The sequence below is a fragment of the Exiguobacterium aurantiacum genome, from assembly GCF_024362205.1.
Lineage (GTDB): Bacteria > Bacillota > Bacilli > Exiguobacteriales > Exiguobacteriaceae > Exiguobacterium > Exiguobacterium aurantiacum_B.
The window spans coordinates 2458706-2482740 of sequence record NZ_CP101462.1; the positions used below are offsets into that span (position 1 = coordinate 2458706).

Below are 24035 nucleotides of genomic sequence, written 5' to 3' on the forward strand. Positions count from 1 at the left end.
TGAACGAGGGGTGTTCATCTGAAAAGGAGGGGAAGTTGGTGCAGAACTTCCTTCCTACACGTTTAGTATAAATCAGATTTGAAACCGCTTCCGTTTCAGATATTGCATTTTTGTGAACGTTTTCACGTTATTCAATGGCATTGATAATCCCAAGCCCGACCACGGACAATAACACAATCAATACAAAAATGAACACCATCTCGTTCGGTGAGCGAAATCCTTCATATAGTTCTACCGCTTCGTCAACGATGACGTTCTCATGGACAACAATCGGATTCGTTTCCGCCTGTGTCGTATGCGGTGTACCTATGAACATGACTGCCAACAACCAAAAACTTATAACGTATCGCATAGTCGTCTCCTTGACTTGTTTCTTATTCATCAGTATAGCATGTCTTTTTCATTTAATATGACTTGGATCGTTCTGCGTTTTAACAAATCTCACACCCTCTTTCATCTTCCGTCATCAAACCTCTCTAAGCATGCATTATCTAGATATACCCCTATCCTTAAGCCATTCCGACGTCAAATCGGAAAAGATTTCGGGTATTTTTTTTGAAAAAACACGCTTTTAATTTCCCAATAAATGTTCATAAATTTAATACATGTATTTAAATGTGGTAGCGCTTACAATTTAAGGGTAATCATTTTCTAGAGAAAGTAGGATCGCTCGGATGAAGCAGACCTTTACAATCAAAGAAAGTCGTGAACTTCCGCCCCATCTTCGACCGTTGCTCCACAATTTATATCCCCCACAGCACGTCCCGAATCTGTTCAGCTTCCCACCGCAGTGCTCGTTGTACACCGGTTGGCTAGGAAACGAGCTCGTGGCCGCCATCGCCGTGGATGTTCGTGACCTCCCCACCACCCACCAGATTCGCATGACTGATGCCGCTTATAAAAATTTCGCATCATTGCGTGGGTTGATCGATCGCGTCTTGTATCAATTCCATCCGCATATCGGACACAAGACGATGGTCTCTTTAAATGTCCAAAACGCGCAGGCTTTTCAACGATTCAATTCATTCACCGCCATCGGATTCACACCTCATCTCGAGTCAACCGTCTATGATTTACCTGTACTACCGTTCCAAAAAGAGACATACGCGCAATGGCAACTCTGCCTTGAACATCCGGAAACGTATGCGTTATGGTCATCGACCCGCAATCAGTACGCCCGTCTTTTGCCAGGCGCCTTACCGCTTTCGGCTAGAGCCATCGACGAATGTCATCGAAAGCAAGGTGCGTTCCATTCATTAAGACGAAACGGTGCTGTCGTGGGAACGATGTATAGCCGAATCGAGTTCTCTCGCTTGCATATTCATGAGCTCCACATGACGTGCGATTCAACGACGACCCGAGAAGGTCTCTCGTTCCTCCAACAATCATCTTGCATAAAATTGAAAGAGATTCAGGACGTCAAGGTCACCGTGACATCGCTCCAACCAAGCTTGCGATACGCCCTACTAAAACAAATAGCCACCCGAACATCTGTTAGCACTCATACATTTTTAAAAGAATTGACCCCTTATCCTTCTGTACAGTAAAAAAACACGAAACGTTCTGGGTCCTTCACCGGACTCGTTCGTTTCGTGTTTTTATTCGGCAGCGTTTGTCGAGTCCATCGCGAGCGGTGGCATCTTTTCAAAAAGATCGGTTCTAAGACCCGTATCGCGTCGGTCCAACGATTCGATTCGATCGAATTGAATCTCACGATCTGCCACGTTGAACCAATAGGTAATGTGCGGCTCGTCTGCGAAACGAAGGGCGTAATTGGAACCGTTCAAATGAAAGTCCACTTCCGTCGACAAGATTTCGGAAGGACCAATTTTTTTATGTGTCGTCAATCGTTCCAGGACGACTTGTTCTTCATTGATCCGATAATCGACAAACGTCGCAAGTGAGAGTCCAAACACAAATGACACCAGCGCGAACGCGCTGATCAATCCAAGAGTGATCTTTCCGTTCATTTCGCCGTCCCTCCCTCTTTCAGTATATCGGATTCCGATAAAACGTTGTGAAGTGACATTTTGTTCAAGTTTCGTCAAACTAGAGTGTGAGGAGGGATTATGATGCATATTGACCATACCGGAATCGCCGTCCGTGATTTAGACGAAGCGATTTCTTTTTACACGACCGTCCTACAAGGGAAGCTCGTCGACCGCTACACGAACACGGCAGTCGGCGTCGAGACCGAGATCGCCGTCATCCACGTCGGTGACGATGTGATTGAACTGTTGTTACCGACGAGCCCGACGAGTCCGATCGCCCGTTTCATGAAAGCACGAGGCAAAGGCGTCCACCATATCGCCTACCGGGTTGACGACTTAGACCAATCGATTGAGTCGCTCAAACAGGACGGCATCTCCTTTTTAGAGGACACGTTGCGGACGACGGCAAAAGGCCGACGTCTCATCTATATGGACCCCCGTCATTCGGGCGGTGTCATCGTCGAACTGTGTGACTATCCGACAACAAGCAAGCAGTGAGGGAGACCCTCACTGCTTTTGTAATGCCTGCTCGATGATATCACGATTTTTCGTCTTTAACCGTTCGTTGTGCGAGGACACCATCGCCGCTTTCGTGGCGTCCGGATCGATGAACGTCTTCGCCCGGTTGACAGCATTGGCCGCATCTTGGAAAGCGCCCGCGATAAGATGGACTTTTCCTTCATGGGTCAAAATGTCGCCAGCTGCGTATAAGCCTGGCACCGACGATTCGCTACTCGCATTGCCCTTCACGTAAAAACCGTCCACCATCTCGACCTGCAACTCGCAATCACCGAGAAGCGCCGTATCCTGCTCGTACCCGTGGTTGATGACGACCTCGTCGATTTCTACGAAATCACGTTCACCTGTCCCGCAATCAACGAGCTCAACCGCGTGAATCGTCGTCCCGTCCCGGGAGATGAGGTCTTCGATTTGCGTATGCAACCGACAGTCGACACGGCCACAAAGTAATTTATCGACTTGTGACTCATGTCCCTTGAGCGCTTCTTTCCGATACGTTAAAATAACGCGCTCAGCAATCGGTTCGAGCTCATTGGCCCAATCGATGGCACTGTTGCCGCCCCCTGAGATCAGCACCGTCTTTCCTTTGAACGCCATGAGCGATTTGACCGTATAATGTAAGTTGGAGACCTCGAAGCGCTCTGCGCCGCTGATCTCGATTTTCTGCGGCTGCAGGATGCCACTTCCCGTCGCGACGATGACCGTCTTGGATACATGGCGTCCATTCGTCGTATCAAGCACAAAATGACCTTGATTGTCCTTCGTCATCGATTCGACCTTTTCTCCGAGCACGACGGTCGGATCGAACGTCAAACCTTGTTCCACCAGTTGTTCGATGAGTCGGGCCCCGGTCGTCGGTGTGACACCGCCGACATCCCAAATCATCTTCTCTGGATAGACGTGGATCTTGCCGCCAAGATGCGGTTGAAACTCAATCAATTTCGTTTTCATCCCGCGGAGACCACTATAAAACGTCGCATATAGCCCGGCCGGTCCGCCTCCAATAATTGTTACATCATATAGGTCTTGTTCGCTCATCGCCCTCACCCTTCCTCAAAACTCCAACGTCATTGATTCTCATTCTCATTCACTATACCGTGAAACAGGTCGCTCGACAATCTATTTTGACATCAAACAAACATTGACACGATGTGTCGGTCTTGCTATAGTAGATTCGATATTGAGAATCATTATCATGGGCGTCATCTATGGAAAGGGGAATCCACTATGTCACGGATACATACGACGGATATCGAGGTCGGATATGGGGAGAAGACGATTGTTAAACAATTGAGCTTGTCGATTCCCGACCATAAAATCACGACAATCATCGGACCAAACGGTTGTGGAAAATCGACGCTCTTAAAAGCGATGACACGGATTCTGTCCCCATCCAACGGCTCTGTGCATTTGGACGGGGCTGACATCGCGAAATGTAATACGAAAGAGATTGCCCGTAAAATGGCCATCTTGCCCCAAACGCCGGAAGGTGCCGGAGGCCTGACGGTGGGTGAACTCGTTTCCTACGGTCGATTCCCCTATCAATCCGGATTTGGCCGCCTCTCGAAACATGACCACGAAGTCATCGATTGGGCACTTGATGTGACGGGAACGCTTGCCTATAAAGATCGCAGCGTCGATGCCCTCTCAGGAGGGCAACGTCAACGTGTATGGATTGCGATGGCACTCGCCCAAGAGACCGATTTAATTTTCTTGGACGAGCCGACGACATACCTCGATTTGGCCCATCAGCTCGAAGTGCTCGAACTGCTCGAGACGCTCAATCGAGAACAAGGCCGAACCATCGTCATGGTCCTCCACGACTTGAACCAGGCCGCTCGCTTTGCCGATCACATCGTCGCGATGAAAGAAGGCGAAGTGCTTGCGACAGGAACGGCCGAGGAAGTCATTTGTCCGCTCGTACTCAGACAGGTGTTCCATATCGATGCCATCATTGGTCGCGACCCGCGGACCGAAAAACCGATGTGTCTCACGTATCACTTGATCAAAGACGAGCCAAACGATGCGCCACATGCCAAACAGGCTGCGGCGGCCCTGCTTGCCAATGCCCGCTAACTTCCCAAGACGTCCCGCACATTGCGAGACGTTTTTTCATTCAGCGTGCGTTTTTAGGGAGGAAGACACGGGTATTGAATGGAAGATATTGAGAAAGGAGGCTTGTTATGGATTGGTTAGACGGGTTTTTCATTCTCATCTCGGTCGCTTGGCTATATGAAATTTGGCGTTACCGAAATCGGTCCGAGCCGACCGACGGCGCCAGTGAGCACGCCAGTTTTTATATCGTTTCGTTCATCATGGTCACCGTGTTCGCGGTTTCCATTGGATTATCCGTCTGGACGGATGTACGTCAAACGCTTCCACAGCGTCTGCTCGGACTCGGTTTCTACGCAGCCGGAGTGTCGCTCCGCTATTGGGGCATCGGGCAGTTGCGCCATCAGTTCACCCGCCATGTCGTCGTTCGTCCCGAAGATGAACTAGTCAGTTCGGGGCCGTATCGCTATTTACGTCACCCGCTCTACACGGGCCTTCTGTTTATCACGCTCGGGTTCTCGCTGTACTTTACGCATTGGGGCATCGCCTTATTCGGCACATTCTCGATTGGTTTGGCGCTATTATGGCGAATTCATATTGAAGAGAAGATGCTGACCTCTCATTTTGGGAGCGCGTATCGAACGTGGGCCAAGTCGCGTAAACGATTGATCCCGTTCATCTATTGAGCAACAATCGCTGAATAAACAAAAACATGCACGCCGTCATCAATTTGACGGTCGTGCATGTTTTTTATACTGAGAAACGCCCGAGTAGACGGACGATCATAAAGCCTGCCACGAATGAGAGGATACTGAGCACCCACATGAGCGTCGTTTCCGGGAGACCCGGGAAGACGACCGCGAGCGAACCGATGACAAGGCCTAAAATGACGGAAAACGTCATACCTGGAAAATGACCAAGTAAATAGCGGATCACTTTACTGCTGACGATGAAGCCGACCGCCACCCCAAGACCGACGATGCCGATGATGAGGATATTCAAGTTCGATAATGCACTGATGACGGTCGGATAGACGCCGATGAGGAGCAGGACGAACGAGCCGCTAATCCCTGGCAACAACATGGCCATACTGCCGAGCCAACCCGAGAAGAACAACAAAATCGCCGTCCCCGTCGAAAGTTCCGTAATGATGGCCGTGTCGGCCGGTTTGATAATCGCCATGCTCGCCACAAGGATGGCCCCGATCACCATGGCGAGGATATGTACCGGACGCATGACCGCACGTGATCGAAATTCAAACAAGAGCAACGGGATAATGCCGAGAATCAGCCCGATGAAAAAGAACTGGGTCGGCTCATAATATTCAAGCAGCAAAAACTCAATGACGCGGCTGAGACCTAAAATCGCACCCGCCATCCCAATCCCGAGTGGAATCAAGAACAAGATGTGCTGTTTCCAATGTCGACTGAAAATCCCGCTGATCGCTTCGATCAACCGGTCATAAATTCCTAAAATAACTGCAATCGTCCCGCCGCTGACGCCAGGAATCAAGTCACTCGTCCCCATCGCGATGCCGCGCAGGATATTTTTCCATTCCATACATGATCTCCTTTTTCGCTACTGATTCATTTCAAGCATTTAGTATAGCCGAGTCCTAATCATTTTGCATCGGTTTTAAGACTGAGAATTGATTAATCGACCCGTCAGTCAAAGTGTGAGCGTCATATAATCAAAACGTCCTCCGGAGATGTCGATCTCTTTCTCTTTTTTAAAGCCGAGACGCTCATACAACCTCCCGGCTGCCGGGTTCGTCTGGTCGACGTTGAGCGTGACTTGCGGGATACCCGTCTCACGGGCATGATCGATCGCTTGTTGAATCAGTTTCGTCCCAATCCCACGCCCGCCGAACGATGCGTCGACAGCGACCGAGTCAATGTATAAGACATCCCCTGACGTTTCGACATCAAGGTCGTCCGGCTGTCCTTGTGCTTTGAGCCACGTTTTGATCGGTTCATCCAACCGTGTTGCCCGTTCGCCATGATACGCAATCAAAATACCCGCAATCGTCGCCTCGGTCTCTGCCACCCAAACGTTTTCGTAACTCAACCGGTTTCCTGGCTGACCAATCCACATCGAGAGTCGCTCGAGTACTTGCTGTTGGTCAGACGTGCCGGTCAACGAATACGCAATTTCATGAATCGCCGCGTAAACGAGCGGCGCGATTTGTGTGCTGTCATCCGGTCTCGCTTTTCGAATGTTCATCTTTATCGCCTCCATCCATCAGTCTAGCATAAAGCGTCATTCAAAGGGTTTGTGTGACCGGAAAGTGTGGGATGATACAAACAGAAGGGAGGAATGAACAATGAAAGCAATTTTGACAGGCATGAACGGGACCGTCGCCCCTGTCGTCGCCGAGACGCTACAACAACATGGCATCGATCCGGTCGCCTGGGACCGAACGAAAGTGTCCACATCAGACGAGGCCGAAATGCGAGCCTTCATCGAATCGGTCCGACCGACTTATTTTCTTCACATCGGCATGGGTGCCGTCGAATGGGCCGATACGCTCGCTCGTCTATGCGGGGAGTACAAGATCCCATTTCTCTTCACGAGCACCGTCTCCGTCTTTTCCGACGACGTGACCGGACCGATCACCCCGGACACACCACCTGATGCAACGGACGAATATGGCGCCTATAAACGGGCGTGTGAAGAAACAATCGCCCGGACCAATCCAGGTGCCCAAATCGTCCGCCTCGGTTGGCAGATTGGAGATGGCCCGGGTTCGAACAATATGATGGATTATTTTGAGAACGAGATGAAGCGGCAAGGTGTGATCGTCGCCAGCACGCACTGGTATCCGTCCTGCTCGTTTTTAAAAGACACGGCTGATGCCTTGTTCGAGATCTTGACGAAACGAGGGCCGGGACTGTATCAATTGAACGGCAACCCGAGCCATTCTTTCTATGACATCGCACTCGGTTTAAAAGAGTTGCATGACACGTCGTGGCAAATCGAACGAGCGGACGAACCAAAACGGGATAACCGTATGGTCGATACGAACATCACGATTCAACCGATCACGAAACGGTTAGCGTTGCATACAAAATGAGTCGCCTTTTGGCGACTCATTTGCGTTCAATCTGTTTCAAGACGAGCCTACTTTTCGGCAAACTCGGCAAGTCCACAAAACTATAGCTGAGATCTTGGGGCGGCACTTCGTAGCGATAACGTGTCAAAAACACGTCGATCGTTTCACGCATAATCGCAATCGTCACATGTTCCCCAGCGCAGCGATGACCAAAATCCACATCCCCGCCACCTTGTGGGATGAACGTGAACGGGCTCTCGGTCCAATCTTTGAACCGATCCGGATTGAATTGTTCTGGTTCTGTCCACAGGGAAGGGTCGTGGTTCGTCCCGTACAAGTCGAGCAAGACGAGCGTCCCTTGCTCGAACGCAAAACCATCCCATTCAAAATCCTGTTTGACGCGCGCGGCCGTCACCGGGAAGAACGGATAAAAACGTCGGACTTCTTGGACGAACCATGTCGAATCCGTCTCACCGTAGGCCAACCGGGCACGGGCTTCCGGAAACTGATGCAAGGCCAGGACGGTGAACAAGACGTAAACCGACACCGCCACGGTCGGGCGTAATATATTGATCACTTCGACCGCCACGATATCAGCCGGAAGCAGCTCGCCTGCCTCATCACGATGCCATGAAAATTCGTACAGCGCCGTCTGTTCATTCGGAAGCAACCGGTTCGTCCGTACTTCCTCGACCATCTTCCGAACCCAAGCCTCAGCCGATGTACGGGCTGCACGTCCTCGAATATGCTTCGGTCCGAGCGCCGTCCCAGATTCGAACAGCAACCGCATCTCGTCCGTCCGCTGTTTCACTTCATGCTCACCGAGCGGGACCCCGGCCCATTCACAGACGGACCGCATGAGGACTTCTTGCGCCGTGTCATAGAGTACCGTCTCGCCTTCGGCCGCATCGAGCGCCCGTTCCCACTCCCGGCTGACGAGCTTGGTCAGCCGCTCGATATTCCCTGGGAACATGAGCGACATGAACATCTTTTTCCGATGGGTGTGTGCCGCACCGTCCAACGTCTGCACCCCATCCTCCCCGAACAACGTTTTCAATAACCGCTTCGGTGCCGCGTCTTGCCGAATGAACTTGTCCGCGTCATAAAATAAAGCGGCCGCCTCGGCACCGCCGAGACAGATGGTTCGCTCCCCTAGTAAGCGCGTTTCGAATAGGTTTGATTGGAAGCTTCTCCTGCGATTAGGGACATATAAATAGCCCTCTCGAAGAAACGCCAAACTATGGTCGAGCCCTTGTTCTTTCGGGATTGGTCGTGTCATAATGTGTCACCCTTTCCACTTTTTCTATAAAGGATGTTCCCCTGTTCATAGCGAACAAACCTATAAAAGAAAGGAGGCGGATAAATGCTCTCATTCATTTTGACGTTTCGTCGCATGTTCCGTGGGATTTGGCGCGGTTTGAAGGACGCTGAGTTTCAAGTGTTGTTCAGCCTCGCCTTCCTGACCATCGTCTCAGGAACACTATTTTATTCACGGTTCGAGGATATGCGTTGGCTCGACGCCTTATATTTCAGTGTCGTCACGCTCACGACCATCGGTTACGGCGATTTCGTTCCAACGACCGATCTCGGCAAAGTGTTCACGATCGGTTACGTCATCACCGGGGTCGGTATCATGGTCGGCTTCATCACGAAAGTGTTCGACCATCTTCAGCAAGCACGGCTCGAGGAGGTCCGCAAACGAAAGACGCCACCGTCCCCTTGAGGATGGTGGCGTCTTTTATTAAGATGCTTTTCGGTTTCGATTCTCGAGCTCGAGCTGCTGATTGAACCGTTTCGTCTCCGCAATGACGACACCCGACAAGAACAATAACCCGATCAAGTTCGGGATGGCCATCAAGCCGTTGAACACATCCGAGAGCGCCCAAACCAAGTTCAAATTCGTCGTCATCGCTCCGAGTCCAGCGACAAGGACGAAGGCGATCCGATACGGAATAATCGATTTCTGACCAAACAAGTAGTGAATCGAACGTTCGCCATAATACGACCATCCGAGCACCGTCGAATAAGCGAACATGACGAGTCCGATTGTCACGATATAACCGCCGACCGGCCCGAGGAACTGCTCGAACGTCGCCGTCGTCAACGCGACTCCTTCAAGTCCCGACCCGATTTGTCCACCCATGACGAGCGTGATCCCTGTGACCGAACAGACGATGAGCGTATCGAGGAACACTTGCGTCATCGAGACGAGTGCCTGACGTCCCGGCATATCCGTTTTTGCCGCCGCCGCCGCGATTGGTGCCGATCCGAGACCGGCCTCGTTCGAGAAGACGCCACGCGCGACCCCGTAACGAATCGCAGCCCCGATAGCCCCTCCTCCAATCGCCTCAGGACTTAACGTACTGCTGAAGATGAGTGAGATGGCATCTGGAATGAGCGTATAGTTCATGATCATAATCAACAACCCGCTACCGAGGTAAAAGACGATCATGACAGGTACGAAATAACTGACGACGCGTCCAATCGATTTGACACCGCCTAAAATGACCGCACCCGTGAAGATCATGATCAAGATACCGGACACGTAAAGCGGTACATCAAACGTCGTCTGGAGCGCCATCGCAACCGAGTTCGTCTGAACCCCGTTCCCAATCCCGAACGCCGCGAGTGAAGCGAATCCGGCGAAGGCGACAGCGAGCCAGCGTTGCTTCAAGCCGCGCTCCAAGTAATACATCGGCCCCCCGGCCATCTGTCCCCGTTCATCAGTGACCCGATATTTGACCGCGAGCACGGCTTCCGCGTACTTCGTCGCCATCCCGAAGAATCCGGAGACCCACATCCAGACGATGGCGCCCGGACCCCCGAGTACGACGGCCGTTGCGACCCCGACGATATTTCCGGTACCGACCGTGGCCGCGAGTGCCGTCATGAGGGCTTGGAAGTGACTGATGTCTCCTTTCGATGACTTATCCTGATTTTTAGAGAATGCGAGTTTCAATGCGTAAGGCAACTTCGTGATTTGAATTCCCCCGAGTCGTACCGTCAAGTAAATGCCTGTCCCCACAAGCAAAATCAAGAGCGGTGGTCCCCACACAAAGTTTGAAATCGTACCGATGAGTTCACTGAACGATTGACCCATGTTCTATTCCCCTTTCCCCTTATGTAATAAGTACATCTCTATTTTTTCAGAATACTTAGAAGATTGTCAAAAGTATTGTGATAAAACAAGTCGAGGAAAGAACAACTGTATCTAAAACAGCGAGCCGCCGGTTAGACGTCTCGCTGAGATGGGGGTTTTTCACGCTGCAACGGCGCCTTCCAATCGAACTCGTCCGGCACGTAGTCCAGTCCACCCGAATGGAACGGTTGGCACCGCATGAGCCGACGTGTCGTCAAATATCCACCTTTGAGGGCGCCATGCTTTTCAATCGCCTCGATGCCATAGTGCGAACACGTCGGATAAAAGCGGCAAGTCGGCGGCTTCAACGGCGAGATGAACCGCTGATACCCTTGAATCCCTCGGACTAACACTCGTTTCACTCTCATCGCCTCCAGTATTACTGCCATGATAGCTCGCCCGGGCCAACTTGTCATCCGTGACGTCTGCGTCAATCAAGTGACAAGTGGATGTCTTGTTTTTCCTTTGTTTTACAATTTGAGCACGATGGGCGCTATTTGACGCATCATTTGTTATGATAAGCACCATGTACACGACCGAATCTATATGAAGAGGTGACGATAATGAATATTTTAATGGTAGGAGCAGGATCGATGAGCGAGTCACTCGTCCGCGGATGGCTGGCCTCAGGTCTGTCTCCTGAACAAATCACGATGACGAACCGGAGTGACCGGACACGTCTGACAGAACTCCACGCCGAGCTCGGCGTGCAAATCGTCGATGAAGAGGATGTCAACGCGTATGACATCGTCGTCCTCGCGATGCAACCGGACGGGGTCATTCCTTACGTGCAATCTAAAACGTGGAGCACGCCGCTCCTCGTCTCGGTAGCAGCTCACATCGAACCGAGCGAGATTGAAGAGGCGTCAGGTCTCCCTGCCGTCTGCGCGATGCCGAACACGCCGGTCGCCTATCGAAGCGGAATGACAGGGCTTTGGTTCGGTCCTGAGACGGATGATACGGTCCGCGATACCGCGACGGCGTTGTTTGAACGTGTCGGACGAACAGCGGTGACGGATGCGAAGACGATGTCGGCGTTCATGGCCGCCGCCGGATGCAGTCCTGCTTTCTTCTATGAGATCGTCGGTTCGATGACGCCCGTCTTGACCGATGCCGGTTTCGACGAAGCGACGGCGCGCCAAATCGTCGCCCAGGCGATGAAAGGCTCAGCCGAACTGTTGCTTCACGAGACACGACCGACGAACGACTTGATCGCGGACGTGGCCGCGCCGGACGGTCCGACCGACCGTGGCGTCGGTGTCCTCCGTGCCCGCGACTTGGCTGATGTCATGTCCTCCGCCCTCCGTGAGAGCGCGAAAGAAGACCATGATGCGATTGAGACTACGATTGAAAGAACGTGACCCTTGAACCGCCCGCTAGAAGTCGAACGTTAAGTTCTGACTTTTAGCGGGCGGTTTTTTGTCTCGTTTCCAGCTTCGTGATAAGTCATAAAATCCACATATTATAGGAACTTCCAACGACAAAGGGCATGGTATGCTACTGATTGAGAACAATTATCATTTAATGAATATGGAGAGATCTCAATGAGTTCATTACTTGCCATTCCGTTGCATCAGCCGGTATTCATATCTGATTTGACGAGAATCGATGATCGTTTGCGGCGTCGCATGATTGCTTTAGGATTTTATGAAGGCTGTTCCATACGGATCAAGCGTCAAGCCATCCTGTCTGGGCCGCTCACTATCGAACAAATCGAACATCGACAAATGATTGCGATTCGTCGTTGCGACGCTGAACAGATCGGGGTGATTGTCCCGTGAGTCAACGAATCGCCCTCATCGGGAACCCGAATACCGGAAAAACGTCATTGTTCAATCGATTGACAGGTTCTTTCGCCCACGTCGGAAACTGGGCCGGCGTCACCGTCGAACAGAAAGTCGGACAATTGCATGGCAACATCGGGCAGTTGATCGACTTGCCAGGCGTCTATGACTTGGACCCGCTGTCGGCTGACGAAGCGATCGTCTCGCGGTTCCTGTTACAGGAACCGTTCGATGGGCTGTTCAACATCATCGACGCCTCACAATTCGAACGCAATTTACAATTGACGCTCCAACTGCTCGAGATGGGACACCCGCTCCAAATCGGATTGAACATGGTCGATGTCGCTGAAGGACGGGGGATCACCATCAACCTAGAACGGTTGCGTGAACGGTTGAATGTCGATATTTTCCCTATCACAGCGCGCACCGGAGCCGGTTGTGACGTCCTGTTGTCTTCGCTTCAATCGAAACCACGCGACCCGTTCACCCTTGATTACGGGCAAGATACCGAACGAGCGATTCAACAGATTTTAGACGTGACTGGACGTCCCAACAGTGACCGCTGGGTCGCCGTCCAATACTTGGCTGGAAACCGCGTCATTGCCGAGCTACTTGAGTCTTCAGCACCAACCGTCCTCGCGATTCGAAAGACGTTGGAAATGAAACTCGGTCGCTTCGCTCATGCTCATATCACGGAACGAAGACGCGAGTGGACAAAAGACGTTCGTCAGCACGTCGTCGAGGAACGGAATACCCGGCGCGTCACGCTGACTGATCGCATCGATGCCGTCGTCACACATCCAATCTGGGGTTTACCGATTTTCTTCGCGGTGCTCTATAGCTTGTTCCACATCACGTTCAACTGGGTCGGCGCGCCCCTGTCCGATGTATTGGATGGGTTGTTGACCGGTCCCGTCACATCGGGAACGAGCTGGTTGTTACAAACGCTCGGGACCTCGTCCTTTATCCAGGCGTTGATCGTCGAAGGTGTGATTGCCGGTGTCGGCGGCGTCCTCGTCTTCGTGCCGCAGATTTTTGTGCTCTTTTTCTTCATCTCGTTTTTGGAAGATTCGGGGTATATGGCGCGTGTCGCCATCGTCATGGATCGTTTCATGCAACTCGTTGGACTGAACGGGAAAAGCTTCATCCCGATGATTATCGGCTTCGGCTGCAACGTCCCGGGCATCATGGCCGCCCGGACGATCGAGGAAGAGCGGGAACGTCTCGTGACGATTTTCATTTCACCGTTCATGTCTTGCTCTGCACGTCTTCCGATTTATGCAGTGTTTGCCGCCAGTTTTTTCACCTCGAATCAAGCGCTCGTCGTCCTCTCGCTCTATATGCTCGGAATCATCTTGGCATTGATTGCCGCTAAACTTTTTACGTTCCTCTTGGCTGCGGAAGACCGGAATAGTCTCTTCATCGTCGAACAGCCTCCTTACCGTGTCCCTCAGGGGTTGACGCTTTGGCGTAGCACGTGGCAAAAAGCAAAAGGCTTCGTCCGAAAAGCTGGTACGTTCATCTTGGGAGGTTCCGTCTTCATTTGGTTACTCGCTTATTCCGGCCCAGATGGGTTCGACGTGCCGATGGACGAGAGCTTTCTCGCCATGATCGGCGGTTTGATCGCGACGTTATTGGTTCCGCTCGGATTTGGCACATGGCAAGCAGGCGCTTCGCTCATCACCGGGTTTTTGGCGAAAGAGGTCGTCGTCTCGACGATGGCGATCATCTATGCGGTCAGCGAATCAGACTTGTCCGCTTCATTACTTCCCGTGTTCACCCCGTTAAGCGCGTATAGTTTCATGGCGTTCGTCTTGCTCTATGTTCCGTGCCTGGCGACCGTTGCCGTCATTCGGCGCGAGGTGGGAAGCGCCCAGCTGACGTGGATTGCTAGCCTTTACGGATTAGGCGTGGCGTACGTCGTATCGTTGCTCATCTACCAAGTCGGTCGTCTGCTTGGATTTTCGTGACAAGGAGGGAATATGATGTCTTTATTTGATCTTTTGATTGGCCTCGCCGTTTTCGGATACGCTGTTTATGCGCTTTATCGATATACACGAAAAGCAAAATCAGGGAAATGTGCCACTTGTGACCTCAAACCAACGTGTACATCGTCCTGTGAGGCCGCAGACTGGGATCAACTCATCGCCGAAGCGTTACGTTCCAATCAAAAAAAGTCATAATCTATACAAAAATGGACGGGCGCGTTTTTTGCGCCCGTCCATTTTTTCATTGAAAGAGATGTAACACCGTGACGATGACCGCAACCATCAAAATCCCCGGCAATAAATTTGCAACGCGAATCCGGGTGATCCCGACCAAGTTCAAGCCGATTGCGACAATCATGACGCCGCCCGTCGCCGTCATCTCTAAAATGAAATCATCCATGAGCGACTCTGGGATGAATTTCATGATTTGGATGGCGAGCAAGGCGATTGCCCCTTGGTATAAGAGAACCGGGACGGCCGAGAACATGACCCCGATGCCGAGCGTCGAGCTGAGGACGAGTGCCGTGAAGCCGTCAATCAAGCCTTTCGTGTACAGGACATCATGATCCCCGCGCAATCCGCTGTCGAGCGCGCCGATGACGGCCATCGCCCCGATGACGAAGATGAGCGTCGCCGTAATGAACCCTTCGGCGATGCTCGACTTGCTCTTGCCACCGAGACGGCGTTCCAACTGATAGCCGACCTCGTTCAACTTCTCATCGAGCTTCCACCATTCGCCGAGGGCGGCCCCGATGACAAGACTGCCGATGACGATTAAAAAGTTCTCACTCTTCATCCCCATTTGAATCCCAAGCAAGACGACGGCGAGACCGATGGCTGCAGTGACCGTCTCTTTCATGCGTTCGGGGATGCGGTGAAACAAGAGTCCAAGCAATGTGCCAATCACGATCAAGACCGCGTTGACGATTGTTCCGGTTAAGACCATTGGATGATTCCCCGTTTCTGTATGTATTGAGAGGAATATACCAACTGTTTATGTGAGCTGTCAATTGAAAGAAAAACAAAAAAAAAACCACTTCTCGCAAGAAGTGGCGTCGCGGAAACCCACGTTCCTATGGGTTTCGCATCGGGTTTGGCACCCAAGTGATTCTGACTGGGCTCGAACCAGCGACCTCTACCCTGTCAAGGTAGCGCTCTCCCAGCTGAGCTACAGAATCAGGTCGTGTCCTCTCTTAAGGACACTATTAATATATCAAGAAACTAATGCCTTGGCAACTGTTTTTTAAAACTTTTTTTATTTTTTTTAACGCGTCATTTCTTCGCGTTTCATGTGGCGGCACAGCCGCTCTAAATCTCCGGCATAGACAGAGACGAGCATACCTTGATACTCGGTATCCCGGTCCCAATGCAGCCCATTCGCTTTTGCGACCCGCTGCGACGGGACGTTATCCGGATGAATCAAGGAAATGATCTCTTTCTCTCCTTCTTCAAACGCGTGGCGCATGAGACGTGCCGCCGCCTCCCGTCCATATCCCATATGCCAATGTTTCGGCGCCAACCAATATCCGACTTCAAGTTCAATCATGCCATCGAGTTCATGAAGTAACGTGCCGGCATGACCAATTGGCTCGTCACTCTCATGTGACATCAATTTGAGCAATCCGGTTTGACGACCCGTCTGATAGCGGGCCAACTGGCGCTCGAACCATTCGATCGTCTGTTCATCCGTATATGGCTTTCCATCCGGGCTAATAAAACGCATCACGCGCGGATCTTGGAGTAGCGATTTCACGAAATAAAAATCAGCAATCGTGTAAGGTTCAAGTCGTAGACGTTCGGATTGCAGTTTGATATGACTCATCATCCCCGCCCCTTTCGTTCACAGTCTGAACTATTCAATTCCCGTTTTTATTCCGGTTCAATCCTGTTTAGGCGACAACTTTTAGTCCGATGACGCTCCCGATAATGAGTAACAGGAAGAAGATCCTCCAACGGTCTCGCGATTCGTTCAAATAGAGCATGCCAAGTACGACGCCACCGGCCGCCCCAATCCCAACCCAAATCGAATAAGCCAGCCCGAGCGGGAGCGTCTCGAGGGAGCGCGACAATAAATAAAAACTTAAGGCAAACGTTCCAACGGATAGAGCAGACCATTTAAAAATTTGATAGCCTTTCGATTTTCCCATCCAAAAGACGGCCATCATTTCGGCAAGACCCGCGCCAATCAAAAATACCCAACTCATGCCGACTCCCCTCCCGTCACTTGTTTCAATCCAATCACACCGATGAGGAGCGTCGCGATAAAGACGAGCTTCATGCCAGTCAGTGCCTCCTCGAACAAGACCGCACCGACGATGACCGTCCCGACAGCCCCAATCCCGGTGAACACCGCATACCCGGTCCCGGCCGGTAATGTCCGGAACGACATCGCCAACAATCCAAAACTAACGACCAATAATAGAATGGTGATTGCACTCGGGCCGAGCACTGTGAAACCGTTCGACAGCTTCATCGTCGTCGCCCAAACGATTTCGAGCAGCCCGGCGAGCACGAGCCAACCCCAGGCCATTTGATCTTGTCTCATATCCAACCGACTCCTTTCTTATAAACTGTAAATGCGGCCTGTTGCCGCTTGACGCGATTCGTCTCGAGCGTGAAGAGCGAGAGCAACGCGCCATCGAGAAAACAATAGTACGCGTCATACACGTCCTCGAGCGATTGTTCTGGTAACGCCCCTTGCTCCATCGCCAATCGAAACTGTTCTTTCTCGAACGCCTGCAGATCCGTTTCGACCGTCCCGAGCGTCGTCTCGATGAACGAACGCAGTTCAGGCGGCGGGACGAGCAACATCCGCTTCGTCAGCATCCACGTCTCCTCTTCTTCAAAGAAGCGAATCAACGTCTCGACAATCGCCTCAATCCGTTCGAGCGGCGCCGCGTTCACAGTGGCGTCCCGCGCTTCTCGCCAGACGCGATCATAACGCTCTGCCATGTCCTCAACGACTTGTTTAAACAGTTGTTCTTTCCCTTCGATATGGGCATATAGCGACGCTTTTTTGATGCCTACATCCTCGGCGAGTGCCGCTAATGATAGTCCTTCATATCCTTCAAGCGCAAAGCGCCGCCGCGCCGCCAGCTCGATTCGTTGTTTCGTATTCATCCGTCATCGTCCCCTTTCGTCCTCACTACTTTACCTAACGAACGGTAGGTAGTCAAGTGTGGGGATTGCATTCCATGCATTGAGACGGCACACTAAAATCAGTTGATCTTGAAAGGAGCTTTTTTTCATGTTCGAACAGTTCAGTTTCACGTTACCGACCGAATCAATGCGCGGTCGGAAACGAATCGTCCGCGTCTTTCGTCCCGACTTCGTGTCGGCTGACGAAAAGATCCCGGTCCTCTATATGCACGACGGTCAAAACGTGTTCGACGGCAAGACGGCCACGATCGGAGAAGGCTGGTCGATTGATCGCCACATCGAGGACTTGCAATTGCCGCTCATGGTCGTCGCCATCGCGAGTGCCCCAGACTGGCTCGACCGCTACGATGAGTATTCGTTTTACGAAGATGAGATGCTGTATCGACGGATCGGCCCAGAACTCGCCAAGACGCGCCCCACCCTCGGGGGCAGAGGTCGGGCTTACGCCGACTGGCTCATGCAAGAGTTGAAGCCGTGGATTGATGCGCGCTATGTGACCGACCCGGACGACATCGGCGTGATGGGCAGCTCGATGGGCGGTGTCATCTCGCTCTATATGATGACGGCCTATCCGTCCATCCGGCGCGTCGGCTCGCTCTCGACGGCCGCATGGGCCAATCTCGACTCGCTCATCCGGGAAGTGCAGCAGGCCAATGTGACGGCCCGCCTCTATATGGACATCGGGACGAACGAGACGAGCGGACCGATCACGCCCGATGATTACTTATATACGAACGCGAAACTCGTCGAGACGGTCGCACGAACAGGAATCGCCTTCCGCTATGAGGTCGAGTCCGGTGCCGTCCATAATGAGATCGCGTGGCGGCGACGGCTACCGAACGCCCTCGCCTTCCTCTATGAATTGACATAAAAAAGAGACGAATTCCACGAAGGAATTCGTCTCTTGCTTGATTAAATGACCCAATTGCCGTCACGCATGATGGCTTCGCGTGAACCGTCTTCGAGTTCGCCGTCGATGTTCATTTCGGCCGAGCCGATCATGAAGTCGACGTGTGTCATCGAGTCGTTCGCGCCGTTCTCAGCGAGCTCTTCGGCCGACATTTGCGGTCCGCCTTCGAGACATGTCGAGTACGCGCGTCCGAGCGCCAAATGGCACGATGCGTTCTCATCGAACAACGTGTTGTAGAAGAGAAGACCCGAGTTCGAGATTGGCGAATCGTCCGGCACGAGCGCGACCTCACCGATGCGACGCGCTCCTTCATCGAGGTTCAATAGCTCATCGAGCGCCTGTTGGCCTTGCTTCGCTTCCGCCTTCACGACTTTCCCGCCTTCGAACCAGAGCGTGAACCCATCAATCAAGTTGCCGCTATAGCTGAGTGGTTTCGTGCTCGACACGTGTCCTTCGACCGAGTCTTTATCGGCGAGCGTGAACACTTCTTCGGTCGGCATGTTGGCGATGAAATCGACACCGTCGATGTTCGGTCCGCCGCCGCCAAGGAAGACGTGCTTTTTCGGCAAGCCGATCGTCAATTCCGTGCCCGGTGCCTTGTAGTGGAGCTTCGCATATTTCTTGTTCGTGAGTAACGTAGCGCGTTCACGGAGCGATGTGTCATGCGTATCCCACGCCGCGACGACATCCGGTTGGTCCATGCGCGTCGCTTCAAAAATCGCTTTCCAAAGAGCCGGTACGGCGTCTTCACGGTCTGGGAATACTTTCTTCGCCCATGCTTCCGAAGCGCCAGCCACGATTGACCAGCTCACGTTGTCGCTCATGACGTACTTACGCCATTTCGCGAGCGCCACGCCGGCAGCACGGTTCGAGTCCGCGATTCGTGATGACTCGACGCCGTTCAGTGCGTCCGGGTCGTCGCTGACGATTGACAGGAAGGCCGTCTTCTCTTCGGCCAATTGCTCAAAGCGAGCCTTGAGCCATTCTGGATATTCTTTAAAGGCATCTGCCGGGGCGTTGAAGTAACGGACTTTCGTCGTCTCTTCGTCGCTCCAGTTGACATACACTTGTTTCGCGCCAGCCGCGTAAGCTGCTTTCACGATTTGACGGACGAGCGGTGCTTGGCTAATATCAGCTCGGACTTCGAGCTGTTGGCCCGGCTGAATGTTGACGCCTTTTTTGACGGCAAGCTCAGCATAGCGTGCGAATTCTGCCTCGGTCGGCATGGTTACAGTAGACATATGTACAGTTCCTCCTTTTTCACTTATTTCTATTTTCTTAAATTTTCGGAAAAGTTGCAACCAAATCGCAAAAACGGGCATATTAGTAGATGAAGACAGAAGGAGGAATATACATGTCAGATTGGAAAACAACGTACACACACTTTTTGACGAGCGCGACCGAGGACTATAACGATAAAGAAAAATTGGGTGATCTCTTGGTCCAAGGCGAACTCGCTTTAGCGAAAGTAACGGTCGACGTCGCCTCGAGCGAGATAAGCAATATCGAACGGGAAGAAGAATTGACGCTCTATTTCCAAATGAAACAGTTGCTCAACATGTTGCGGGCCGTCTATAACGACCAGTTCGAGATGCAACCAAATAAACAAGACGCTCTCGTTGCGGCCGTTCTCTACTTTGTATCGCCATTTGATGCGATTCCGGACGACGCACCGCTCGGCTTGTTCGACGACGCTCAAGTCATCGATTACGTACACGAGCAACTCGCAAGCGATATCGACCGCTTTCACAACGAATTGTAATCGTTCGGCGCTTGAAATTCCGCTATCGTCGGAGTACGCTTGAGTGAGTTTATGTCAAAGGGGGCGTATGGCGCCTAGCCATTATTTATGTACGCAAAAACTAGAAAACGGATCGCCGTCGAGACGACTTTGTTCATCATCGCCGGAACGATCTTACAATCGATCTTTGTCGGTCTACTGCTCAAACCAAACGAGATTGGGTCCGGGGGCATCGTCGGGATCACATTGATCGTCAATGAATTGTTCAACACGCCAATCGGATTCACACAACTCGTGTTGAATATCCCGCTCTTCATCGTCGGGATTAAATATCTCGGAAAACGGTTCATCCTCATGACCGGCCTTGTCGTCGTCTTGTCATCCATCTTGATCGACACGCTGCCCGTGCTTATCCCGCCGACCCCGCTCGACGATCCGCTCGTCGCCTCGGTGTTCAGTGGAATCGTCTCCGGGCTCGGGCTCGCCCTGCTGTTGTTCGCAGGCGCTTCTACCGGCGGACTCGATATTCTCGGGAAAGTCATTTACACGAACAATCGAAACTTATCACTCCCGAAAATCTTTTTGACGCAAGATATCATCGTCTACATTCTCGTGTTCATCACGTTCGACATTAAGGCCGTCATGTACGCGCTCGTGCTCAGTTTCGTCCGGTCGCGGACGCTGTTGACGATCCACCGCTTCTTCTCGGCGCAAAAACAGTGCTTCATCATCTGTAAAAAAGCCGATGAGATCAACCTCGTCATCAAGCAGAATTTGAAACGCGGCGTCACAATCATGGACGCGATCGGCGGTTACTCGAACGATTCGAAGAAGATGTTGTATGTCGTCGTACAGAACAACGAGATTCCGAAACTGCGTCAAATCGTCTCCGAGATTGATTCGGAAGCGTTCGTCACCGTCTCGGAAATCGATTCAGTCGTCGGTAACTTCAAGGAACATTCCTATACGCTTTAATCGACAGCAAGCTGCTGTCGATTTTTTTGTGTAATAAATGCATCCACAATCCGATAATAGTGATGAGCCTCTTAGACATATACAGAAGGAGGTGCATGAGTTGTCTAACCACTCGTTGCGCCAAACAGTCCCCGCTTTGCTCGTCGGGACCTTTTTTCTCGGCCTTTTATTGATCCTGTTCACCCCTTATGACTTGAGGGAGACGAGTTTATTCGTCTATTTCACGGTGGTCACGCTCACAGCGACCGCCTTCAGCATTACCGCCGTCGTGCGGAATCGCGGAATGCGCCGGTACATCCATTCACTGATTAGCGCCGGCAATGTTTGTTTCATCGCCTATTTGGTCGGTCATCACTTCGTCATGTCGACCGGAATCGAGCTTATGCCATTTATTCAAAACTTCTTTTATTTGATTATGTCTTTGATCGTCATCACCCAGTCGATTGAGATTCGGACATTGAAACTGCGAACGTTTGATATCTTCGCCTTGCTCAGTTTTCTGTTGATTGGCGCTCTGCATCTGTTCATTTATTCGAGCGAGAACGGAAGTTATGCCGCCAACTTGAACGGATTTGAAGAGCAGATGGTGTTGATCAGCCTGTACATGATGCTCGGCTTTCTCTATTTGAATCGAATCACTTCGGCCGGTCAGAGCTTCCGCGTGCTCTTATTGATCGGCGTTCTCGGATTCACGACCGCTTCGATCGTGAACCAGTTGCTCATCTTCAACGGCATCGGCCATGAGCTGGTGCACTTGCTTCAAGTGAGCAGTATTTTCATCATTTCCATCAGTTACGTGTTTGACGAATCGACCGAGGACGCCCTCGTCTATGATTCCGTATTCGATTACGTCGTCTATAGCACGATCGTCATGCTGTTCATGCTCGCCTCCGACCGGTTGCTCGGTACATCCGTGCTCGACTCGATGACGGCGAACGCCGTCTTATTGCTACTCATTCGTCAGTTCGTCGTCGCCAAGCAAAACGCCTTGATCAGCCACCGCTTACATACCGTCAATACCGACCTCGAAGTCGCAGTGACAACGAAAGCGCATGAACTTGAAATCCGGGAGCAACAGTATCGATCGCTATTCGCCTACCATGCCGAACCGATTTTCTTGTTCGATCTTCACGGCGAAGTGTTGTCTGTGAACGAGGCCGGGAGCTCGGTACTCGGTCATGACACAGAAACGCTCATCGGCTCCAACATATTAGATATCATCGAACAAAAAGACCGGTCCGCCTACGCGACGGTGCTGCATGATTTAAAGAACGGTCGTCCGCGCACGCTCGACGTCGATGTCGTCACCGAGGACGGGTCGAAACGGGTATGGCAGTTGATGAACATCCCGATGATCATCGACGGTGAAGTCGAAGGCATTTATGCGATTGTCAAAGACATCACTCAAATGATCGTCCAACAAGAACAAATCTACTATCAGGCGAACCACGACAGCCTGACCGGGCTACACAACCGTTATGCGCTGCAAGAACAGATCGAACGGCTCATCGCCGAAGGGCGACCGTTCTCGCTTATGTTCTCAGACCTTGACGGTTTTAAAGAAATCAATGACCAGTTCGGCCATCATATGGGTGACGAGTTGTTGCAACATATCGGCAAACGACTGCGGGGCGCCTTATTACCGAACGAGTATGCGGGACGCCTCGGCGGTGACGAGTTCATCGTCGTCGCTGAACACGAGGACGACGAGATGCTCGTCGAACGGTTGCGACGCTTCGTCTATCGCCCACCTTACTTTATGGGCGGGACCCTCGTCGAGATCCATGCGTCGATTGGGATTGTCCGCTATCCCGATCACGGGTCAACGCTCAAACATCTGCTCTCCAACGCAGACCTGGCGATGTATAAAGCGAAAGACAAAGGACGCAACGAGACCGTCCTGTTCGCACCAGAGCTACGTACGGATAAGGAAGAGCGTAAGCTGTTGATGGAAGGGCTCGACACCGCCCTTGAAAAAGGCGAGATCTCGCTTTACCTCCAACCTCAAGTCGATGCCTCGACGAAAGCCATCATCGGGGCCGAGGCACTCATGCGCTGGCAACGTGACGGCGTCTTCATCCCGCCGAGCCAATTCATCCCGATTGCTGAAGAGACGGGCCACATCCACGATCTCGGTCGCTGGATGATTCATGAGACGTTCCAATTGATGTATGCCTTCGAGCAAGGCGACATCCATTTACCAAAATTGTCGGTCAACCTATCCGTCCGTCAACTGTTCGATGAACATTTAATCGAGTATTTGACGACTTTGTTTGAGCGCTTCCCGATTGAACCGAGCCGACTCAACTTCGAGTTGACCGAGACCGTCGCCGCCCACCATTCTGACCGTGTGTTGACCCGAATCCTCGAACTCAAGGCGCTCGGCATCAAACTGTCGATCGATGACTTCGGGACGGGTTACAGCTCGCTCGCCTATCTCGTCCGTTATCCGATTGACGAGTTGAAGATTCCGCGCGAGTTCACGATGCAACTCGAAGAGAATCGTGAATACCAGACCGTCACCGCGACCATCGTCGCGATGGCAAGGCAACTCGGGATGGCGCTCGTCGCCGAAGGGGTCGAAACGGAGTATCAAGAGAACTTTTTGCGAAAGATTGGCTGTGACTCGATGCAAGGGTATCGCTATGCGAAGCCGATGCCGCTCGATGAGTTTGTCATCTATTATATGAAACAAACGATGTAACGAAAATGCCTCGAACCGGGT

28 protein-coding genes and 1 tRNA gene are annotated in these 24035 nt (G+C 51.9%); 14 read left to right on the plus strand and 15 right to left on the minus strand.

All coding sequences use genetic code 11. The features are described 5' to 3' along the window. Window positions 1-127 precede the first annotated feature (127 nt). Window positions 128-352: a hypothetical protein gene (locus NMQ00_RS12750; protein WP_255176971.1), complete on the minus strand. Its 225-nt coding sequence runs from the start codon at window positions 350-352 to the stop codon at window positions 128-130. Window positions 353-674: 322 nt separating this feature from the next. Between NMQ00_RS12750 and NMQ00_RS12755 the strand changes: the two genes are divergently transcribed. Next, a complete protein-coding gene (locus NMQ00_RS12755) occupies window positions 675-1547 on the plus strand; it encodes a hypothetical protein (protein ID WP_255176972.1) in 873 nt (290 codons plus the stop codon). 51 nt (window positions 1548-1598) lie between these two features. Here NMQ00_RS12755 and NMQ00_RS12760 read toward each other — a convergent pair whose 3' ends face one another. Next, window positions 1599-1970: a hypothetical protein gene (locus NMQ00_RS12760; RefSeq protein WP_255176973.1), complete on the minus strand. Its 372-nt coding sequence runs from the start codon at window positions 1968-1970 to the stop codon at window positions 1599-1601. A gap of 102 nt (window positions 1971-2072) precedes the next feature. Between NMQ00_RS12760 and NMQ00_RS12765 the strand changes: the two genes are divergently transcribed. Next, window positions 2073-2489, plus strand: coding sequence for a VOC family protein (locus NMQ00_RS12765; RefSeq protein WP_255176974.1), 417 nt, complete (start codon window positions 2073-2075; stop codon window positions 2487-2489). A gap of 9 nt (window positions 2490-2498) precedes the next feature. Here the strand turns inward: NMQ00_RS12765 and NMQ00_RS12770 are convergent, their stop codons facing one another. Then, window positions 2499-3548 (minus strand): NAD(P)/FAD-dependent oxidoreductase, encoded by a 1050-nt coding sequence (locus NMQ00_RS12770; RefSeq protein WP_255176975.1) that lies wholly within the window; start codon window positions 3546-3548, stop codon window positions 2499-2501. Between the two features lie 189 nt (window positions 3549-3737). Between NMQ00_RS12770 and NMQ00_RS12775 the strand changes: the two genes are divergently transcribed. Together NMQ00_RS12775 and NMQ00_RS12780 are read left to right on the plus strand one after the other, a co-directional pair. Continuing rightward, window positions 3738-4586, plus strand: coding sequence for an ABC transporter ATP-binding protein (locus NMQ00_RS12775; protein WP_255176976.1), 849 nt, complete (start codon window positions 3738-3740; stop codon window positions 4584-4586). Between the two features lie 107 nt (window positions 4587-4693). After that, the gene (locus tag NMQ00_RS12780; protein WP_255176977.1) at window positions 4694-5248 is read left to right on the plus strand and encodes a methyltransferase family protein; all 555 of its coding nucleotides are present in this window, start codon (window positions 4694-4696) and stop codon (window positions 5246-5248) included. Between the two features lie 64 nt (window positions 5249-5312). Here the strand turns inward: NMQ00_RS12780 and NMQ00_RS12785 are convergent, their stop codons facing one another. Continuing rightward, window positions 5313-6122 (minus strand): DUF368 domain-containing protein, encoded by an 810-nt coding sequence (locus NMQ00_RS12785; protein WP_255176978.1) that lies wholly within the window; start codon window positions 6120-6122, stop codon window positions 5313-5315. A gap of 108 nt (window positions 6123-6230) precedes the next feature. Continuing rightward, entirely contained in the window at window positions 6231-6785 is a 555-nt protein-coding gene (locus NMQ00_RS12790; protein ID WP_255176979.1) for a GNAT family N-acetyltransferase, read from the minus strand. Window positions 6786-6885: 100 nt separating this feature from the next. On the opposite strand from NMQ00_RS12790, the gene NMQ00_RS12795 reads away from it, so the two are divergent. Beyond that, window positions 6886-7635, plus strand: coding sequence for a sugar nucleotide-binding protein (locus NMQ00_RS12795; protein WP_255176980.1), 750 nt, complete (start codon window positions 6886-6888; stop codon window positions 7633-7635). A 16-nt stretch (window positions 7636-7651) separates the two neighbouring features. On the opposite strand, the gene NMQ00_RS12800 is transcribed toward NMQ00_RS12795, so the two are convergent. Further along, window positions 7652-8893, minus strand: a complete 1242-nt coding sequence (locus tag NMQ00_RS12800; RefSeq protein WP_255176981.1) for a CYP152 family fatty-acid peroxygenase CypC — start codon at window positions 8891-8893, stop codon at window positions 7652-7654. Window positions 8894-8977: 84 nt separating this feature from the next. Here NMQ00_RS12800 and NMQ00_RS12805 point away from each other — a divergent pair, with 84 nt between their 5' ends. After that, on the plus strand, window positions 8978-9337 hold the full coding sequence (locus NMQ00_RS12805) for a potassium channel family protein (RefSeq protein WP_255176982.1): 360 nt from the start codon (window positions 8978-8980) through the stop codon (window positions 9335-9337). Window positions 9338-9355: 18 nt separating this feature from the next. Here NMQ00_RS12805 and NMQ00_RS12810 read toward each other — a convergent pair whose 3' ends face one another. After that, window positions 9356-10714: an alanine/glycine:cation symporter family protein gene (locus NMQ00_RS12810; protein ID WP_255176983.1), complete on the minus strand. Its 1359-nt coding sequence runs from the start codon at window positions 10712-10714 to the stop codon at window positions 9356-9358. A gap of 131 nt (window positions 10715-10845) precedes the next feature. Then, window positions 10846-11121, minus strand: coding sequence for a membrane protein insertion efficiency factor YidD (gene yidD, locus NMQ00_RS12815; protein ID WP_441294622.1), 276 nt, complete (start codon window positions 11119-11121; stop codon window positions 10846-10848). A gap of 195 nt (window positions 11122-11316) precedes the next feature. Between yidD and NMQ00_RS12820 the strand changes: the two genes are divergently transcribed. The 4 genes from NMQ00_RS12820 to NMQ00_RS12835 all read left to right on the plus strand — a co-directional run bounded on the left by NMQ00_RS12820 (window position 11317) and on the right by NMQ00_RS12835 (window position 14720). Further along, window positions 11317-12114 carry a pyrroline-5-carboxylate reductase family protein gene (locus NMQ00_RS12820; protein ID WP_255176985.1) on the plus strand — a complete coding sequence of 266 codons (798 nt, stop codon included), beginning with the start codon at window positions 11317-11319 and terminating at the stop codon, window positions 12112-12114. Window positions 12115-12297: 183 nt separating this feature from the next. Continuing rightward, window positions 12298-12534, plus strand: coding sequence for a FeoA family protein (locus NMQ00_RS12825; RefSeq protein WP_255176986.1), 237 nt, complete (start codon window positions 12298-12300; stop codon window positions 12532-12534). Then, the gene (feoB, locus tag NMQ00_RS12830) at window positions 12531-14507 is read left to right on the plus strand and encodes a ferrous iron transport protein B (protein ID WP_255176987.1); all 1977 of its coding nucleotides are present in this window, start codon (window positions 12531-12533) and stop codon (window positions 14505-14507) included. The genes NMQ00_RS12825 and feoB overlap by 4 nt, the downstream gene beginning before the upstream one ends. 15 nt (window positions 14508-14522) lie before the next feature. Continuing rightward, entirely contained in the window at window positions 14523-14720 is a 198-nt protein-coding gene (locus NMQ00_RS12835) for a FeoB-associated Cys-rich membrane protein (RefSeq protein WP_255176988.1), read from the plus strand. Between the two features lie 46 nt (window positions 14721-14766). On the opposite strand, the gene NMQ00_RS12840 is transcribed toward NMQ00_RS12835, so the two are convergent. The 6 genes from NMQ00_RS12840 to NMQ00_RS12865 all read right to left on the minus strand — a co-directional run bounded on the left by NMQ00_RS12840 (window position 14767) and on the right by NMQ00_RS12865 (window position 17645). After that, window positions 14767-15471 carry a DUF554 domain-containing protein gene (locus NMQ00_RS12840; RefSeq protein ID WP_255176989.1) on the minus strand — a complete coding sequence of 235 codons (705 nt, stop codon included), beginning with the start codon at window positions 15469-15471 and terminating at the stop codon, window positions 14767-14769. A 159-nt stretch (window positions 15472-15630) separates the two neighbouring features. Further along, window positions 15631-15703: transfer RNA gene (locus NMQ00_RS12845), tRNA-Val, on the minus strand. A gap of 86 nt (window positions 15704-15789) precedes the next feature. Then, window positions 15790-16347 carry a GNAT family N-acetyltransferase gene (locus NMQ00_RS12850; protein ID WP_255176990.1) on the minus strand — a complete coding sequence of 186 codons (558 nt, stop codon included), beginning with the start codon at window positions 16345-16347 and terminating at the stop codon, window positions 15790-15792. A 67-nt stretch (window positions 16348-16414) separates the two neighbouring features. Continuing rightward, complete coding sequence (locus NMQ00_RS12855) at window positions 16415-16729, minus strand: DMT family transporter (RefSeq protein WP_128124136.1); 315 nt, start codon at window positions 16727-16729, stop codon at window positions 16415-16417. Further along, window positions 16726-17055 carry a DMT family transporter gene (locus NMQ00_RS12860; protein ID WP_255178722.1) on the minus strand — a complete coding sequence of 110 codons (330 nt, stop codon included), beginning with the start codon at window positions 17053-17055 and terminating at the stop codon, window positions 16726-16728. Before NMQ00_RS12860 ends, NMQ00_RS12855 begins: the two co-directional genes overlap by 4 nt. An 11-nt stretch (window positions 17056-17066) precedes the next feature. Then, complete coding sequence (locus NMQ00_RS12865; RefSeq protein ID WP_255176991.1) at window positions 17067-17645, minus strand: TetR/AcrR family transcriptional regulator; 579 nt, start codon at window positions 17643-17645, stop codon at window positions 17067-17069. Window positions 17646-17772: 127 nt separating this feature from the next. Between NMQ00_RS12865 and NMQ00_RS12870 the strand changes: the two genes are divergently transcribed. Continuing rightward, entirely contained in the window at window positions 17773-18555 is a 783-nt protein-coding gene (locus NMQ00_RS12870) for an alpha/beta hydrolase (protein WP_255176992.1), read from the plus strand. Window positions 18556-18596: 41 nt separating this feature from the next. Here NMQ00_RS12870 and NMQ00_RS12875 read toward each other — a convergent pair whose 3' ends face one another. Further along, complete coding sequence (locus NMQ00_RS12875; protein WP_214756694.1) at window positions 18597-19835, minus strand: aminopeptidase; 1239 nt, start codon at window positions 19833-19835, stop codon at window positions 18597-18599. A 113-nt stretch (window positions 19836-19948) separates the two neighbouring features. Between NMQ00_RS12875 and NMQ00_RS12880 the strand changes: the two genes are divergently transcribed. The 3 genes from NMQ00_RS12880 to NMQ00_RS12890 all read left to right on the plus strand — a co-directional run bounded on the left by NMQ00_RS12880 (window position 19949) and on the right by NMQ00_RS12890 (window position 24014). After that, the gene (locus tag NMQ00_RS12880) at window positions 19949-20356 is read left to right on the plus strand and encodes a YkvA family protein (RefSeq protein ID WP_255176993.1); all 408 of its coding nucleotides are present in this window, start codon (window positions 19949-19951) and stop codon (window positions 20354-20356) included. 87 nt (window positions 20357-20443) lie between these two features. Further along, window positions 20444-21310: a YitT family protein gene (locus tag NMQ00_RS12885; RefSeq protein ID WP_255176994.1), complete on the plus strand. Its 867-nt coding sequence runs from the start codon at window positions 20444-20446 to the stop codon at window positions 21308-21310. A gap of 100 nt (window positions 21311-21410) precedes the next feature. Beyond that, the gene (locus tag NMQ00_RS12890) at window positions 21411-24014 is read left to right on the plus strand and encodes a putative bifunctional diguanylate cyclase/phosphodiesterase (RefSeq protein WP_255176995.1); all 2604 of its coding nucleotides are present in this window, start codon (window positions 21411-21413) and stop codon (window positions 24012-24014) included. Window positions 24015-24035: the final 21 nt, after the last annotated feature.

Coding starts and splice junctions, on each gene's coding strand:
- NMQ00_RS12850 (WP_255176990.1), bottom strand. CDS start 16,347: ATGAGTCATATCAAACTGCAATCCGAACGTCTACGACTTGAACCTTAC.
- NMQ00_RS12825 (WP_255176986.1), top strand. CDS start 12,298: ATGAGTTCATTACTTGCCATTCCGTTGCATCAGCCGGTATTCATATCT.
- NMQ00_RS12840 (WP_255176989.1), bottom strand. CDS start 15,471: ATGGTCTTAACCGGAACAATCGTCAACGCGGTCTTGATCGTGATTGGC.
- NMQ00_RS12755 (WP_255176972.1), top strand. CDS start 675: ATGAAGCAGACCTTTACAATCAAAGAAAGTCGTGAACTTCCGCCCCAT.
- NMQ00_RS12765 (WP_255176974.1), top strand. CDS start 2,073: ATGCATATTGACCATACCGGAATCGCCGTCCGTGATTTAGACGAAGCG.
- NMQ00_RS12820 (WP_255176985.1), top strand. CDS start 11,317: ATGAATATTTTAATGGTAGGAGCAGGATCGATGAGCGAGTCACTCGTC.
- NMQ00_RS12770 (WP_255176975.1), bottom strand. CDS start 3,548: ATGAGCGAACAAGACCTATATGATGTAACAATTATTGGAGGCGGACCG.
- NMQ00_RS12880 (WP_255176993.1), top strand. CDS start 19,949: ATGTCAGATTGGAAAACAACGTACACACACTTTTTGACGAGCGCGACC.
- NMQ00_RS12855 (WP_128124136.1), bottom strand. CDS start 16,729: ATGAGTTGGGTATTTTTGATTGGCGCGGGTCTTGCCGAAATGATGGCC.
- NMQ00_RS12760 (WP_255176973.1), bottom strand. CDS start 1,970: ATGAACGGAAAGATCACTCTTGGATTGATCAGCGCGTTCGCGCTGGTG.
- NMQ00_RS12835 (WP_255176988.1), top strand. CDS start 14,523: ATGTCTTTATTTGATCTTTTGATTGGCCTCGCCGTTTTCGGATACGCT.
- NMQ00_RS12795 (WP_255176980.1), top strand. CDS start 6,886: ATGAAAGCAATTTTGACAGGCATGAACGGGACCGTCGCCCCTGTCGTC.
- NMQ00_RS12805 (WP_255176982.1), top strand. CDS start 8,978: ATGCTCTCATTCATTTTGACGTTTCGTCGCATGTTCCGTGGGATTTGG.
- NMQ00_RS12875 (WP_214756694.1), bottom strand. CDS start 19,835: ATGTCTACTGTAACCATGCCGACCGAGGCAGAATTCGCACGCTATGCT.
- NMQ00_RS12750 (WP_255176971.1), bottom strand. CDS start 352: ATGCGATACGTTATAAGTTTTTGGTTGTTGGCAGTCATGTTCATAGGT.
- NMQ00_RS12860 (WP_255178722.1), bottom strand. CDS start 17,055: ATGGCCTGGGGTTGGCTCGTGCTCGCCGGGCTGCTCGAAATCGTTTGG.
- NMQ00_RS12775 (WP_255176976.1), top strand. CDS start 3,738: ATGTCACGGATACATACGACGGATATCGAGGTCGGATATGGGGAGAAG.
- NMQ00_RS12785 (WP_255176978.1), bottom strand. CDS start 6,122: ATGGAATGGAAAAATATCCTGCGCGGCATCGCGATGGGGACGAGTGAC.
- NMQ00_RS12870 (WP_255176992.1), top strand. CDS start 17,773: ATGTTCGAACAGTTCAGTTTCACGTTACCGACCGAATCAATGCGCGGT.
- NMQ00_RS12865 (WP_255176991.1), bottom strand. CDS start 17,645: ATGAATACGAAACAACGAATCGAGCTGGCGGCGCGGCGGCGCTTTGCG.
- NMQ00_RS12790 (WP_255176979.1), bottom strand. CDS start 6,785: ATGAACATTCGAAAAGCGAGACCGGATGACAGCACACAAATCGCGCCG.
- NMQ00_RS12780 (WP_255176977.1), top strand. CDS start 4,694: ATGGATTGGTTAGACGGGTTTTTCATTCTCATCTCGGTCGCTTGGCTA.
- NMQ00_RS12885 (WP_255176994.1), top strand. CDS start 20,444: ATGTACGCAAAAACTAGAAAACGGATCGCCGTCGAGACGACTTTGTTC.
- yidD (WP_441294622.1), bottom strand. CDS start 11,121: ATGAGAGTGAAACGAGTGTTAGTCCGAGGGATTCAAGGGTATCAGCGG.
- NMQ00_RS12800 (WP_255176981.1), bottom strand. CDS start 8,893: ATGACACGACCAATCCCGAAAGAACAAGGGCTCGACCATAGTTTGGCG.
- NMQ00_RS12810 (WP_255176983.1), bottom strand. CDS start 10,714: ATGGGTCAATCGTTCAGTGAACTCATCGGTACGATTTCAAACTTTGTG.